14 protein-coding genes are annotated in these 14,531 nt (G+C 69.0%); 4 read left to right on the top strand and 10 right to left on the bottom strand.

Annotated features, from left to right (window positions below; genetic code table 11):
* Nucleotides 1–13 precede the first annotated feature (13 nt).
* The 8 genes from ACFPFG_RS16300 to ACFPFG_RS16335 form a co-directional block, all read right to left on the bottom strand.
* Nucleotides 14–811, bottom strand: coding sequence for an aspartate dehydrogenase (locus ACFPFG_RS16300; RefSeq protein WP_183020659.1), 798 nt, complete (start codon nt 809–811; stop codon nt 14–16).
* Nucleotides 812–865: 54 nt separating this feature from the next.
* Complete coding sequence (locus ACFPFG_RS16305; RefSeq protein ID WP_183020658.1) at nt 866–1,672, bottom strand: IclR family transcriptional regulator; 807 nt, start codon at nt 1,670–1,672, stop codon at nt 866–868.
* A 22-nt stretch (nt 1,673–1,694) separates the two neighbouring features.
* A complete protein-coding gene (locus ACFPFG_RS16310; protein WP_232245670.1) occupies nt 1,695–2,525 on the bottom strand; it encodes an alpha/beta fold hydrolase in 831 nt (276 codons plus the stop codon).
* A 173-nt stretch (nt 2,526–2,698) separates the two neighbouring features.
* Nucleotides 2,699–3,229 (bottom strand): cupin domain-containing protein, encoded by a 531-nt coding sequence (locus ACFPFG_RS16315; RefSeq protein WP_012202881.1) that lies wholly within the window; start codon nt 3,227–3,229, stop codon nt 2,699–2,701.
* A gap of 183 nt (nt 3,230–3,412) precedes the next feature.
* The gene (locus tag ACFPFG_RS16320) at nt 3,413–4,609 is read right to left on the bottom strand and encodes an MFS transporter (protein ID WP_197945202.1); all 1,197 of its coding nucleotides are present in this window, start codon (nt 4,607–4,609) and stop codon (nt 3,413–3,415) included.
* 22 nt (nt 4,610–4,631) lie between these two features.
* Entirely contained in the window at nt 4,632–5,516 is an 885-nt protein-coding gene (locus ACFPFG_RS16325) for an NAD(P)-dependent oxidoreductase (protein ID WP_380107416.1), read from the bottom strand.
* A 140-nt stretch (nt 5,517–5,656) separates the two neighbouring features.
* Nucleotides 5,657–6,247 (bottom strand): TetR/AcrR family transcriptional regulator, encoded by a 591-nt coding sequence (locus ACFPFG_RS16330; protein ID WP_013804518.1) that lies wholly within the window; start codon nt 6,245–6,247, stop codon nt 5,657–5,659.
* An 81-nt stretch (nt 6,248–6,328) separates the two neighbouring features.
* Nucleotides 6,329–6,820: an Lrp/AsnC family transcriptional regulator gene (locus ACFPFG_RS16335; RefSeq protein ID WP_016449824.1), complete on the bottom strand. Its 492-nt coding sequence runs from the start codon at nt 6,818–6,820 to the stop codon at nt 6,329–6,331.
* Between the two features lie 142 nt (nt 6,821–6,962).
* Here ACFPFG_RS16335 and ACFPFG_RS16340 point away from each other — a divergent pair, with 142 nt between their 5' ends.
* Nucleotides 6,963–8,408: a transporter gene (locus ACFPFG_RS16340; protein ID WP_380107419.1), complete on the top strand. Its 1,446-nt coding sequence runs from the start codon at nt 6,963–6,965 to the stop codon at nt 8,406–8,408.
* A 68-nt stretch (nt 8,409–8,476) separates the two neighbouring features.
* On the opposite strand, the gene ACFPFG_RS16345 is transcribed toward ACFPFG_RS16340, so the two are convergent.
* Entirely contained in the window at nt 8,477–10,156 is a 1,680-nt protein-coding gene (locus tag ACFPFG_RS16345; protein WP_183020653.1) for a long-chain-fatty-acid--CoA ligase, read from the bottom strand.
* A gap of 156 nt (nt 10,157–10,312) precedes the next feature.
* Nucleotides 10,313–11,134 carry a 2,5-didehydrogluconate reductase DkgB gene (dkgB, locus tag ACFPFG_RS16350; protein ID WP_183020652.1) on the bottom strand — a complete coding sequence of 274 codons (822 nt, stop codon included), beginning with the start codon at nt 11,132–11,134 and terminating at the stop codon, nt 10,313–10,315.
* A 141-nt stretch (nt 11,135–11,275) separates the two neighbouring features.
* Here dkgB and ACFPFG_RS16355 point away from each other — a divergent pair, with 141 nt between their 5' ends.
* The 3 genes from ACFPFG_RS16355 to ACFPFG_RS16365 all read left to right on the top strand — a co-directional run bounded on the left by ACFPFG_RS16355 (nt 11,276) and on the right by ACFPFG_RS16365 (nt 14,526).
* Nucleotides 11,276–12,169 carry a LysR family transcriptional regulator gene (locus ACFPFG_RS16355; protein ID WP_197953885.1) on the top strand — a complete coding sequence of 298 codons (894 nt, stop codon included), beginning with the start codon at nt 11,276–11,278 and terminating at the stop codon, nt 12,167–12,169.
* A 189-nt stretch (nt 12,170–12,358) separates the two neighbouring features.
* Nucleotides 12,359–13,555 (top strand): amidohydrolase, encoded by a 1,197-nt coding sequence (locus tag ACFPFG_RS16360; RefSeq protein WP_380110289.1) that lies wholly within the window; start codon nt 12,359–12,361, stop codon nt 13,553–13,555.
* Complete coding sequence (locus ACFPFG_RS16365; RefSeq protein WP_183020649.1) at nt 13,552–14,526, top strand: tripartite tricarboxylate transporter substrate binding protein; 975 nt, start codon at nt 13,552–13,554, stop codon at nt 14,524–14,526. The genes ACFPFG_RS16360 and ACFPFG_RS16365 overlap by 4 nt, the downstream gene beginning before the upstream one ends.
* Nucleotides 14,527–14,531: the final 5 nt, after the last annotated feature.

Here is a 14,531-nt window from a genome sequence, read left to right on the forward strand (position 1 = left end):
CGCCCGCTCCGGCTCAGATGGCGATGGCCGTGGCCTGGTTGAGCACGGCGCGCACCACGCTGTAGACGGTGAGGGCCGAGGTCTTGGGGTTGGCCTCCAGCGGCTTGCCGCGCATGGTCAATTCCATGGAACCGAAGGCGCCGCGCGCGGCCACATGGTGCACGTTCTCGTCCACGGCCGGGTCGGCGTACAGGCGCACCGTGGTGCGGTCCAGGCCCATGCCGGCCAGCGACAGGGTGGCGGCCACGTTGGCGTTCTTGGGGTAGAGCTGGGCGGCCTCGCGTGCGCTGCCTTCGAAGATGCAGAAGGCTTTCTTGAGGCTGGCGAGGTCGCAGCGCTGTTCTGCGGGCGTGCCGGTCCAGGCCAGGGGCGGCTTGCGGCCGGTGTAGACCACTTCGTCCAGACCGCCGATGCGCGCGGCGGCCAGCGCATCCACGCCGCCGATGGCGCCCGACAGCAATTGCACCTGGGTGCCTCCGGCCTCGGCCGCGGCCTGCACGGCCTCGGCCATGCCGGGGGCGCTGAGTGCGCCGATGGAGGCCACGACGGCAGGAATGCCGCGCCGCAGGGCGGGCAGCACATGCTCTTCGATGGCGGCATGGCCTGCGCATTCGACGATGAGGTCGGGCCGGTCTTCGGCCGCCAGCGCAGGCAGTGCGCGGGCCTGGGGCGCATGCCGGGCCAGGGTGGAGCGCACGGCGTCCGTCACTTCGGGAACAAGCACCCAGCCCACTTGCACCGCGGCATGGCCCTTGAGCAGTTCGAGCACGCTGGCGCCAATCGCACCGCAACCAATCACAGCAATATTCATCGTCATTTCTTTCTGAGCAAGAACGCGCTGAAGGCCGGTGGGAGCACCAGTTCCTCAGCGCAGAAAACCAGGATGCTGGGTGCGCAGGTGGCCCGTCAGTTCGACGGCGGCCTCGCGCACCTGTTCCACCCAGTGCGCCATGCGCCCGGGTGCGATTTCGGTGAAGGCCACGGCCATGCCCAGGCCCGCGATGATGCGGCCCTGCGCATCGCGCACGGGCGCGGCAATGCTGGAGACGCCGGGCTCGTAGAAGCCCTCGCCCATGGCGTAGCCGCGCTCGCGGTCCTGCAGCAGCAGTTGCTGCAGTTGCTGCACGTCGCGCGGCGTGCTTTCCGAGAATTGCGGCAGTTCGCTGCCGCCGAAGAGCTGGCGCAGCTGGTCTGCGTCCATGTCCTGCAGCAGGGCGCGGCCCAGCACGGTGGCATGGGCCGGCAGGCGCGAGCCCACGCGCACGGCGCCCTGGAAGGCGCCGGCCGGCGCAATGCGCGCCACGTAGACCACGGAGGTGCCGTCCAGCAGCGCCAGGTTGGTGGTGAAGCCCAGGCGCTCGCATAGCGCCTGCAGCACGGGCTCGGCCAGCTGGGCCAGCGGCTGGGTGGACAGGTAGTCGTAGCCCAGGCGCAGCACGGACAGGCCCAGCCGGTACTCGGTGCCCGAGCGTTGCAGATACCCCATGTTCTCCAGCGTCGTCAGCATCCGGAACACCGTGGAACGCGGCAGCGCCAGGGTGCGCGCCAGGTCGGGCGCGCTCCACACGGGCTGCGAAGGCGTGAAGCAGGCCAGCAGGCGCAGGCCGCGCTCCAGCGCGGGGACGGTGTAGCGGTCGTTGTCGTTCGAGAGGGTTTCGGAGGTGTCGCTCATCGCAATTCGGGCCGGTAGGCCATCAGGTCAGCAGGGTGGCCAGCCTCTGTGCGACATCCGCAGGTTGTTCGACGACAGAGGCATGGCCGGCTGCCGCAAGCGTAACGTACCGCGCGCCCAGCCTTTGGGCCCAGGCCGCGCAGGCAGCGGGCGGCGTGACCACGTCGTGCTCGCCCACCCAGACCTCGACCGGCATGGCCAGTTGCCCCGCCGCCTGCCCCAGGTCGCTGCCGCACAGCAGCTCCACGGCCTGGGCGTAGCCGGCAGCATGCAGGCGCGCCGTGTTCCAGCGCACCCATCGGCGCACGGGCTCGGGCGCGGCGGGCGAGACCAGGCGCTGGTCGATGGCGGCGGCCAGGCCTTCGATGCCTTTTTCCTGCAGGGCCGCAAGACGGCCCTGGCGTACCTTGGCCTGCTGCTCGCCCATGCCGGGTGCGCCATAGCCGCCAGCGGGGCTGATCAGCACCAGTTGCTGCACACACCCGGCGCCCGCCTGCACCGCCCAGGGCGTGCCCATGAGCGCACCCAGCGAGTGACCCACCAGCAGGCAGCGGCGTACGCCCAGCGCCTGCAGCGACTGCGCCAGCACGCGGGCGTAGTCGGCGCCCGTGGGCGCGGCGGGTGCCAGCGGCGTGGAGCGGCCGTAGCCGGGCGCGTCCCAGGCCAGCACGCGCGTGCGCGGCGCCAGCTCCAGGGCCACGTCCAGCCAGGAGGCGGCGCCCGAGCTGATGCCGTGCAGCATCACCACGGCAAAGTCCGAGGCCGTGTCGCCGGCCTCGCGCCAGGCGGCCTGAGCGCCACCGGGCAGGGCGATGAGGTGTTCGGGGAACTGCGCCTGAAGGCGCTGCTCCATGCATGCTGTTACCGAGGGGGTCATTTCAGTTATCCATGGCGGTGGCATGGCCCTTCAGCCATGAGACTGGCACGATCCAGGCCAGGGACAGCCAGCAAGGGCCGCCCCGCCGCGAGGCTGTCGTCCCCCTTGCAAGGGGGAAGGCGCGAAGCGCCTCAGGGGGTGCTTCATTTCTAACGTTTGATTTTTGCCAGGGGGTGTTCTGGGGGATAGGTGGGCGTGATGGGCTTCTTGGCGCCCAGCATCACGCACATCAGCGCGTCTTCGTCGCCGATGTTGATTTCCTCGCGGTACACGCCGGGCGGCACGGAGACCACGTCGCGGTCGGTGAGGATGGTCTCGAAGCGCTGGCCGTCCTTCTCCAGCACGAGCTTGAGCTTGCCGCGAATCAGGAAGAAGACTTCCTCCACATCCGTGTGCAGGTGCGAGGGGCCTTCATTGCCGGCCGGGATGACCATGGTGGAGAAGGTGAAGTTCTCGGAAGGGATGGTGTTGCTGTCCGCAGCCACGCCCGTGCCGCCCGTGCCGATGTAGCGCATCTGGCCACGGCGGTACTTGGGGTCGAAGTCGGCCTGGAACTTCAGCGCGTCGAAGTCGTACTTGCGCGTGGAAAACCGCGCCACGCGCGACTCCATCCATTGTTCGAAGCTGGAGCCTTCGGGCTGGTCCCAGGTGCGGGGCGTGTTCTGAGCGGATTCGGACATGTGTCTCTCCATCAACGTCGGTGGATCATGGCGGGGAAGGCGCCATTTGTTTTATCCATGAATCACAGTTCATGGGGTAAAACAATTATAGAAAGATTGATCGCACGCAACAAGGGCCACATGCGCAGCGGCATGTGGCCCCTTTGCTGCCCAGTCTGTTCAGGGAACAGCGATGCGAGTGCCTCAGGCAGCCATGCTGCGCCGCCCAGGCCGAAAGCCCGCCTGGCTGGCCGGCCAGACCACGGACAGGCAGGCCAGCGCCAACACCGCCAGCGCCCAGGGCAAGGCGGAGGCACCCCGCCAGCCCAGCAGCAGTCCGCCGGCCACGCCGCCGCTCGCCACGGCCAGGTTGAAGACCGTCACCAGCATGGACTGGGCCACGTCAGCGCCCTCGCCTGCCGCGTCGGCCAGCGCGGTCTGCAGCAGCGTGGGTGCGCCGCCAAAGCTCAGTCCCCAGGCCGCAACCCCGATCAGAACGGCCACGGCCGACTGCCCGGCCAGGCCCAGCACCAGCGCAGACACGGCGAACAAGGCCAGGCTCAGCACGGTGAGCGCGCGCAGCCAGCGGTCCACCAGCAGGCCCGTGAGCCAGATACCGGCAATGGCCGCAAGGCCGAACAGCAGCAGCACCCCATCCACCCTTTGCCCCAGACCCGCCGAAGCCAGGAAGGGCGCGATGAAGGTGTAGAGCATGTTGTGGGCCAGCATCCAGCCGAACAGCGCCAGCAGCACGGGGCGCACGCCGGGCACGAGCAGGATGCGCGCCACGGGCTGGCGTTGGTGCGCCGTCTGCCCGGCGTAATCCGGCACACCCAGCCGCACCCAGGCCAGCAGCAGCAGGCACAGCGCCGACAGCGCCCAGAACACGCCGCGCCAATCGAACAGGCTGCCCAGCCAGGCGCCCAGCGGCACGCCGGCCGCCAGGGCCAACGGCTGGCCCACGCCCGCCACGGCCAGTGCGCGCCCCTGCAGATGCGGCGGCACCATGCGCCGCGCATAGCCGGCCACCAGCCCCCAGATCACGCCGGCAGCCATGCCTGCGGCAAAGCGGGCGACCAGGGTCAGGCCGTAGTGGCCGGACAGCGCGGTGAGGCTGTTGAAAAGCAGCAGCCCGCCCACCGCCGCCATGAACAGCGGCCGGCGCCTGAGGCCGCGCGTGGCGGCCACGACGGGAATGGCGGCCAATACCGAACCCAGCGCGTACAGCGTGACCATCTGGCCGGCCATGGCTTCGGACACTGCCAGTCCCGTGCCGATCTGGGGCAGCAGGCCGGCCGGCAGGGTCTCGGTCATGATGGCCAGAAAGCCTGCCATCGCCAGGGCCAGCAGCCTGCCCAGAGGCAGGCCCGTGTCGCCGGAGGTGTCCATGGGCTGGTTCATTGCCTTTTCCTCGCTGCGCATCTCAGGCATGGGAGGCTGGATGGGATGCCAGGTGGGATGCCGCCATGTCCTTGTCGCCATGCCCGGCGGCCAGCGCGCGCTCGAAGCGGCGCAGCCCGGCCTGGGCGCCATCCAGCAGCAGGCCTGCGCCGGCTGCGGCATCGGCCACCAGTTGCGCGTCCTTGACGGCATTGGCCACGGTGAAGCTGGCGTCGTAGCGGCCTGACAGCATGGCAGCGGCCTTGGCCTGGAAGAAGCCGCTGTCCATGGGCCCGCCCGTGACGGCATCGACCACCAGGGCCGGCTCTATGCCCAGCCCCTTGGCCAGCGCCAGGCTTTCGGCCAGGCCATGCGTGAGTGCGAAGGCCCAGTGGTTGAGCGCCAGCTTGAGCCGGCTGGCGGCGCCTGCCTGCTGCGCAATCCACAGGCTGCGTTTGCCAATGGCATCGAACACCGGCTGCACCTGGCCGCGCTGCGCCAGCGGGCCTGCGGCCAGGATGACCAGCTGGCCCTGCTCGGCAGGCTGGCGCGTGCCCTGCACGGGGCAGTCGTAGAACACCAGGCCATGCCGATCGGCGAATTGCGCCAGCGGCGCGATGGCGTCCACACCCACCGTGCTCAGTTGCAGCCACAGCGTGCCCGGCTGCAATGCTGGCGCTGCAGCCTGCATGGCCTGCAGCACGGCCGGCCCGTCCTTGAGCACGGTGACGACGACGCGGGAGCCACGCACGGCGTCGGCCGCATTGCCGCAGGCCTGAACGCCGTCGGCCGCAAGGGCCTGGGCCTTGGCGGCCGTCCGGTTCCAGGCGCGGACGGTGAAGCCCTTGCGTTGCAGGTTGCGCGCGACGGGCGCACCGATCAGGCCCGTGCCGAGCACGGCAATGGTGGTTTGAAGGTTTGAATGCATGGGAACTCCAGGGTGATGAGAGAGTGAAACAGACAAGGAAAACTGAAAGCCGGATTACTGGAACGATCATTCCAATTCAAGGAAAATAAAAACCCGCAACGGCACGACATGCGCGCGGGTGACAGGTGGCGGGTGACCGGCTATTGCGCCTGCAGCGCCATGTCGACCACGTCGACCACGTCCATCAGGCACTGGCGGCGCTGCGGCGCGCTGCTGCCCTTGCCCAGCACGCGCAGGCCCTGCACGGTGTTCAGGACGAAGCGCGCCAGGGCGCGCGGCTTTTTGCTGTCGGTGATGTCGCCTTCCTGCTGGCCGCGCAGAATGAGCTTTTCCAGCGCCTTTTGCAGGCGCTGGAAGTTGCCGGCCACCCTCTCGGCCACGGCCTCGTCATGGCCGGCCAGCTCCAGCGCGGCATTGGCGACCAGGCAGCCACGGCGCCCGGCATCGCTCAATTCGTCCTGCACGATGCGCAGCAGCAGCTGCCGCACCAGGTCCCGGGCGCGTCCCGGGCCGGACAGCAGTTCCACGTTGGAGGTGGTCACGGCCTCATAGCGGCGCAGCGCATGCTGGAACAGCCCCTGCTTGTTCTCGAAGGTGCCGTACAGGCTGCTGCGCGACAGGCCCGTGCCGTCCACCAGGTCCTGCACCGAGGTGGCCGCGTAGCCGCGCTGCCAGAAGACCTGCATGGCGGCGTCAGCGATGTCATCGGGGTCGAAGTCCTTGGTGCGCATGGTGGCTCATTGAATTGGAACGATCATTCCAATCAATGTAGGCGGCCGTTTCACGGCTGTCAAGATGGCGCCAAAGGGCCTTCACTCGCAGGGAATTTCCAGCCCGACCTTCACGCGGTCCAGCGCCACGATGGTCTTGAACCATTTGACGTTGGGGTTCTCGGCGAACAGGCGCCGCGCCAGGGCCTCGTACTCCTGCATGGTGGCCACGGTGAGGACGAGCACGAAGTCCACCTCGCCCGTGACGTAGTAGCACTGCTGGACCTCGGGCACGGCGAAGTGCGACTTCATGGCGTTGAGCGCGTCGATGCTGGTGCGCTCGGTCATGACCTCCACGATGATGGTGATGGGCCTGCCCACGCGCGTGGGGTCCACGGTGGCGGCCTGGCCGGTGATCACGCCTTCGGCCTGCATGCGCTTGAGGCGACGCTGCACGGCGGCTGTGGACAGGTTGACCTGCTCGGCCAGCAGGCGCAGCGGCACCGTGCTGTCGCGCTGGACGATGGCCAGGATGGCGCGGTCGAAGCCGTCCAGGTCGGCCAGGTGAGCAGGGTGGGCGGTGTGCTTGGTCATGGGAAGCGAGACTTTTGGAGGGTGAGAAATTTTCTCGCAAACACCCCCAATTCAGAGACCAAAAAACAGGTGCCGCGAAATAGTATTTCGTCGTTTTCCGCATCCAACGCATGCGGACCTGCCTGCTGAGAAAGCCCATCCCATGGCCACCCTGCTCCACCTGTCTCCCGTGTTTCTTGTGATGTCCATGCTCATGGTTTTGCGCCGCCCGCCTGTGCAGGCGGCCATGGCCGGGGCGGCGCTGGTCGCCCTGCTGTGGCTGGTCGATGCCTGGATGGCGACGGGCGCCGCCGCTTCCGGCGCCGCCCTGGCCGCAGCGCGCGACACGGGCGTGCTGTTCCTGAGCACGGCCTTCGTGATCGTGCCGGGCCTGGGTTTCGTGATCCTCATCGAACGCATGGGCGTGAACCAGGCGCTGAGCCGGTGGGTGCGCTCCCTGGGCCTGGGGCCGGCCGATCAGGTGGTGTTCATCGTGCTGGGCCTGGCGCCGCTGCTGGAGGCGATGACGGGCTTTGGCGTGTCGCTGATCGCCACCGTGCCGCTGCTGCTGAGCCTGTTCGAGCGGCGCGCCGCACTGCGCATGGCGCTGGCGGGCATGGCCATCATGCCCTGGGGCACGCTGGGCCTGGCCACGGTGATCGGTGCCTCGCTGGCCCATGTGGACGCGGCCGCGCTGGCCGCTGTGTCCTCGCTGACCAGCGCGCCGGTGTTCCTGGTGCTGGGCGCCCTGTCCCTGCATCTGGCCGGCGAGCGCGGTGCGCGGGCCTGGCTGCTGCTGGGCGGCTTCGGCCTGCTGTTCGTGGGCGTGCTGCATGGCATCAGCCGCTGGCTGGGGCCCGAGGTGGCGGGCGTGGGCGCAGGCTTTGCGGTGGCGCTGGGCATGCTGGTGCGTGCCCAGCGCATGCGCGGCCGTGCCCAGGCGGCACCCGGCTGGCCGCGACAGGCCTGGCCGTATCTGGCGCTGGCCCTTGCCATCGTGCTGCTCAAGCTGCTGGCCCTGGGCACGCAGTGGGACCAGCGCTGGATCGTGCAGGGTGCCCAGGTGGCCTGGAAGCCGCTGGCCTCGCCCGGTGTGGCGCTGACGCTGGTGCTGGGCCTGCTGCTGGTGCGCGGCGCCGGCAACGGCATCCCCCTGGCCAGCGCGCTGACCGCCCGCGCCAAACGCCCGCTGCTGACCATCTTCTTCTTCCTGGCCATGTCCCAGATGATGGTCAAGGCCGGCTTCCTGTCCGGCCTGGTGCAGCTGCTGGCCGAACTGGCGCCCGCTGCCCTGGCGCCCATCGTGGCCGCCTTCGGTGCGCTGGCCGGCTACATGACGGGCTCCAACGTGGGCGGCAATGCGATCTTCATGCCCGCCATCGCCCTGCTGCCCGAGTCCGCGCGCCTGCTGCTGGCCGCCGTGCACAACAGCGCCGCCGGACATGCGGCGCTGGGCTCCCTGTCCATCGTGATGCTGGTGCTGGGCCTGGCACGGACCAATGCCCAGGAAGAAGGCGAGCTGGTGCGCTTCGGCTTTGCGCTGGCCTGCCTCAATGCGGCGGCCGTGGCACTGGCGGCGCTGGTCCTGGCGGGTCTGGGCGTGTTCTGAAGACGTGCTCCTTTCCAATGAAAAGAGGCGCCGCAGCGCCTCTTTGCAAACACGGCAAGCCGCCCGCGCTACTTGCCGTCGCGCAGCTCCCGGCGCAGGATCTTGCCCACCGGGGTCTTGGGCAGTTCGGTACGGAACTCGATCACGCGGGGCCGCTTGTAGCCCGTGAGGTTGTCGTGGCAGAAGTCGCGCACGGCCTGTTCGGTGAGGCTGTCGTCCTTGCGCACGATGACCAGCTTGACGGCCTCGCCGGTCTTCTCGTCGGGCACGCCGACCACGGCGCATTCGAGCACGCCGGGGCAGTTGGAGACCACGTCCTCCACTTCGTTGGGATAGACGTTGAAGCCGCTGACCAGGACCATGTCCTTCTTGCGGTCCACGATCTTGAAGTAGCCGCGCTCGTCCATGGTGCCGATGTCGCCGGTGCGGAAATATCCGTCGGCGGTGAAGACCTTGGCGGTTTCGTCGGGGCGCTGCCAGTAGGCGGCCATGACCTGCGGGCCCTTGATGGCCAGTTCGCCGCGCGCGCCCAGTTCGGTCACGTCGTTGCCGTCGTCATCGACCAGCTTGAGATAGGTGCTGGGCAAGGGCACGCCGATGGTGCCCGAGAACTCGGTGGAGGTAACCGGGTTGCAGCTGACCGTGGGGCTGGTCTCCGACAGGCCATAGCCCTCGCAGATGGGGCAGCCGGTCTTTTGCAGCCACAGCTGGGCCACGGCGCTTTGCACGGCCATGCCGCCGCCGACCGAGACCTTCAGGTGCGACCAGTCCACGGTGTTGAAGTCCGGGTGGTTGGCCAGACCGTTGAACAGCGTGCTCACGGCGGGGAAGCTGTGAAAGCGCTGCGTGGACAGCTGCTTGAGCGTGGCCTTGAGGTCGCGCGGGTTGGGGATCAGGATGGTCTTTCCGCCCGTGCGCATGGACAGCATCATGTTCACCGTGAAGGCGAAGATGTGGTACAGCGGCAGCGCGCAGATGCTGGTGGGCTGCTCGCCCTGAGGCACCTTGCCCATGGCAGGCAGGTTCCAGGCCTCGGACTGCAGCACGTTGGCAATGATGTTGCTGTGCAGCAGCACGGCGCCCTTGCTCACGCCCGTGGTGCCGCCCGTGTACTGCAGCAGGGCCATGTCGGAGGCCTGCAGCTGCGGCGCCTGGAAGGGCGAGCGCATGCCCTTGGCCAGCGCATCGTTGAAGCGCACGGCCCCCGGCAGCGAGAACGGCGGCACCAGCTTCTTGACCTTGCGCACCACGTAGTTGACGATGGCGCCCTTGAGCATGCCCAGCTGGTCGCCCATGGTGCACAACACCATGTGCTGCACGGGCGTGGCGGCCTTGCAGGCCTGCAGCGTGTGGGCGAAGTTCTCGATGATGACGATGGCCTTGGCGCCCGAGTCCTTGAGCTGGTGCTCCAGCTCGCGTGCCGTGTACAGCGGGTTGACGTTGACCACCACGAAGCCCGCACGCAGCACGGCGGCCACGGCCACGGGGTACTGGGGAATGTTGGGCATCATCAGCGCCACGCGGTCACCGCGGGCCAGGCCCAGGCTCTGCAGATAGGCGGCGAAGGCGCGGCTTTGCGCATCGACCTGCGAGTAGGTCAGCTCCTTGCCCATGAAGGAATAGGCCACGCGGTCCGCGTAGCGGCTGAAGGCCTCCTCCATCAGGGCCACCAGCGAGGGGTATTGGGAGGGATCGATGTCGGCGGGCACACCTGCCGGATAGGCACCCAGCCATGGGCGGTCACTCATGCTGCTCGTCTCCTGGTTTCTCGATTGAACGTGCATTCTCATAAAAAGCACGGTCGTTCGATACTGTGATAACCCTAGTACTACCCCTAGGGTCACCATTGCGTTGCTCCAGGTCAAAGCTCGCCGGGCCGCGCAGGTCCCCGATCACAGCCCCGTTCAATCCCAGGCGGGAGCCAGTCCGTCAGGGCTGACCTGGCGGTCGCCGCGTTCCAGCGCGGCGATGCGCTGCATGTCTTCGGCGCCCAGCACCAGCTGGCAGCTGTCCAGGTTGGCCTGCAGGTGGGCGCGCTGGGTGGACGAGGGAATGACGGCATAGCCCATGGCCATGGCCCAGGCCAGCGCCACCTGGGCGGGCGTGGCGCCGTGGGCGGCGGCGATGTCGGCCAGCACGGGATCGGCCAGCAGCTTGCCGTAGCCCAGCGTCATGTACGAGGTGGTGTGAATGCCCTGCTGGCGTGCGAAGTCGGTGACGGCGCGGTTTTGCAGATAGGGGCTCAGTTCGATCTGGTTGGTGGCGATGTTCGCGGCGCCCACGGCGGCGACGGACTGCTGCAGCAGCGCGATGTTGAAGTTGGACACGCCGATGTGGCGCGTCAGCCCCTGCTCCCTGGCGCGCATGAGGGCGCCCAGGCTGTCCTCCAGCGGCACGCTGCGCGAGGGCCAGTGGATCAGCGTCAGCTCCACATGGTCGGTGCGCAGGGCTTCAAGGCTGCGCTCCAGGCTGGGGATCAGCGCGTCGGCGGACAGGTTCTCGGTCCAGATCTTGGTGGTGAGGAAGAGCTGATCGCGCGGCACGGCGCTGGCGGCGATGGCGGCACCCACATCGGCCTCGTTGCCGTAGATCTGGGCGGTGTCGATGGCGCGGTAGCCCACCTCCAGGGCCTGGCCCACGGAGTGGCGCACCACCTCATCCTTGAGGCGGAAGGTGCCCAGGCCGAACGCGGGCACCACGGAAGCGAGAGAGGCAGTCGATGTCATGCAGGTCTTTCAAAAAAGCAAACAAGGCGCGGAACCACGCCCCGAAGACTGCAGTCTGGCGGGTTAACGCTTGCAGATAAAGCCTGGTATCAGCAGAAAATATTTGACGCTGGAGCAACAATTGCGCCAAGCTGGCGCCCCATGAAAACCACCCTGGACGAGTTGCAGGCCTTTCGCGCCGTGATCGACTGCGGCAGCATCACGGCGGCGGCCGAGCAGTTGGGACAGACCACCTCGGGCATCAGCCGCAGCCTGTCGCGCCTGGAAAGGAAGCTGGCCACCACCCTGGTGCGGCGCACCACGCGCAGCCTGGAGCTGACCGAGGAAGGCGCGCGCTTCCTGGCCCGCACGCGCGAGGTGCTGCAGGCCCTGGACGCGGCCGAGGAGGAGCTGGCCGCGCGGCGCCAGGCGCCTGCCGGGCTGCTGCGCGTCAACGCGGCCTCGCCCTTCATGCTGCATGCCATCGTGCCCCTGGTCGGCGAGTTCCGCGCGCTCTATCCGCTGATCACGCTGGAGCTGAACACCGATGACCTGCACATCGACCTGCTGGCCCAGCGCACCGACATCGCCATCCGCATCGGCGAGCTGCGCGACTCCACGCTGCATGCGCGGCTGCTGTGCCACAGCCTGCTGCGCGTGCTGGCCAGCCCTGCCTACCTGCAGGCCCATGGTCCCGTGTCCAGCGTGGCCGAGCTGGCGCGCCACCAGCGCATCGGCAACAGCCAGGTGCCCGGCCTGAACCACTGGCCGCTGCGCACACCCGAGGGCGGCGACCGCTGGGATGCCGCGCCCCAGCTCACGGCCTCCAGCGGCGAGACCATGCGCCAGCTGGCCCTGGCGGGCCAGGGCGTGGTCTGCCTGGCCGACTTCATGACCGTGCGCGACCGTGCCCAGGGCGACCTGGTGCAGGTGCTGGCGCGCGAGACCGCGCAGCAGCGCCAGCCCATCCACGCCGTCTACTACCGCAACACGGCGCTGGCCGCGCGCATCACGGCCTTCCTGGACTTTCTCGCGCAGCGCCTGGCGATGGCCTGACCGCAGGCACTGGCAGCCGCTACCACGCACGCTTGCGCACCCACGGAGCATGCTTATGCGCTTTGCGTCGTTGCCGCGGCGCAGGCCGCTGCCCAGAATGGCCGGCTCATCCCTGACGCCGGGCGCGCACGCCGCCGGCCGGGGACGGAGAAGACCGCCTTGCCCCACCTGATCGAGAGCTTTGCCGACATGGCGCCCTTCGTGGCCCTGCGGCGCGACCTGCATGCCCATCCCGAACTGGGCTTCGAGGAACACCGCACCTCGGCCATCGTGGCCGAACGCCTGGCCGCCTGGGGCGTGGAAGTGCACACCGGCCTGGCCGGCACGGGCGTGGTCGGCGTGGTGCGCGGCAGGCACGCAGACGCACGCCACGGCATGCGCACCATCGGCCTGCGCGCCGACCTGGATGCGCTGCCGCTGGAAGAAGAAAACCGGTTCGCCCACCGCTCTCAGCACGCAGGCCGCATGCATGCCTGCGGCCATGACGGCCACACCACCATGCTGCTGGCGGCGGCCTGGCACCTGGCACGCACACGTGACTTCGCGGGCACGGCGCACCTGATCTTTCAGCCGGCCGAGGAGATGGGCAAGGCCGGAGCCCGCAGGATGATCGACGAAGGCCTGTTCCAGCGCTTTCCCTGCGACGCGGTGTTCGCACTGCACAACTTCGCGCTGGACCGCGTGGGCAGCTTTGCGCTCAACCCGGGCGCGCTCATGGCCTCCAGCAACACCTTCCGCATCGTGCTGCATGGCCAGGGCACGCATGCCTCGCTGCCGCACACGGGCACCGATCCCGTGGCTGCCACCATCGCCCTGGCCCAGCAGTTGCAGACCCTGGTCGCGCGCCATGTGGATTCACGCGAACGCGCGCTGCTGGCCGTCACGCAGATCCAGGGCTCGGACGCGCCCAACGTGATTCCCGACAGCGCCTGGGTGGGCGGCACGGTGCGCACCTTCTCCGTGGCGGCGCTGGACATCCTCGAAGCCGCCTTGCGCCGCCAGGCCGAACACACGGCCCTGGCCCACGGCTGCCGGGCCGAGATCCATTTCCGGCGCGCCTCGCCGCCCCTGGTCAACCACGCGGCCGAGTCCGCCTTCGCCGCCGCCGTGATGCGCGAGATCGCGGGCGACGACGCCGTGGACACGCAGTTCACCGGCGTGCTGGCGGCCGAGGACTTCGCCCACATGCTGCAGGCGCGGCCCGGCTGCTACGCCTTCATCGGCAACGGCCAGGGCGATCACCGACTGCCCGGCCATGGCGACGGCCCCTGCCTGATCCACAACCGCTCCTACGACTTCAACGACGACATCCTCGCCATCGGCGCCAGCTACTTCGTGCGGCTGGTGGAGCGGTGGCTTGCCGTCCCCCAGGAAACTTCCCCATGAAAACCCCTCACCCTTCTCCCGTCACCCGCCGCGCTCTGCTGGCAGCAGCCCTGGCCCTGGGACTGGCACCGGCCGTGCACGCCGAGCGCGTGATCCGCATCGTCGTGCCCTTCGGCGCGGGCGCCACGCAGGACACGGTGGCACGCACCTTCAGCAATGAACTGGGCCAGGCCCTGGGCGCCACCGTGGTGGTGGAAAACCGGGCGGGCGCGGGTGGCAGCGTGGGCACGGCCCAGGTGGCCAAGTCCGCGCCGGACGGCAACACCCTGGTGCTGGCTGCGGCCAGCCACAACCTGGCCGGCCATCTGTACGCGAAGCTGCCCTATGACCCGCTCAAGGACTTCGTGGGCGTGTCCTTCCTGGGCCGCACGGGCTATGTGGTGGGCGTGCCGGCCGCCTCGGGCGTGCAGACCCTGGGCGAGCTGCTGCAGCGCGCCAGGGCCCAGCCCGGCCAGCTCAACTATGCGTCGGCCGGCAATGGCAGCGCCTCGCACCTGGCCTCGGCCTCGCTGGCCGCGCAGGCGGGCATCAAGCTGCAGCACATCCCCATGAAATCCACGGGCGATGCCACCACCGAGCTGCTGGCCGGCCGCGTACAACTGGTCACGGGCGCCACCATCGGCATGCTGGCCTTCCAGAAGGACCCGCGCGTCAAACTGCTGGCCTATTCGGGCCAGCAACGCTCGCGCTTCCTGCCCGACCTGCCCACGGTGGCCGAGTCCGGCGTGCCCGGCTATGCCTTCGACTCCTGGCTGGGCCTGCTGGCACCGGCCGGCACGCCGCCCGCGGAAGTGGAGCGCATCAACGCCGCCGTGCGCAAGGTGCTGGCCGAGCCCGTGGTGCAGGAGCGCCTGGCCCGCGTGGGCGTGGAAGCCGCCACCCTGCCGGCCGCCGAATTCCAGCGCCTGCTCAAGGACGACTGGGAAGCGTCCGGGCGCATCGTCAAGGCGGCCGACGTGCGCATCGAATAGTCCCC

The organism is Delftia deserti (genome assembly GCF_042653485.1).
Classification (GTDB): Bacteria; Pseudomonadota; Gammaproteobacteria; order Burkholderiales; family Burkholderiaceae_C; genus Comamonas; species Comamonas acidovorans.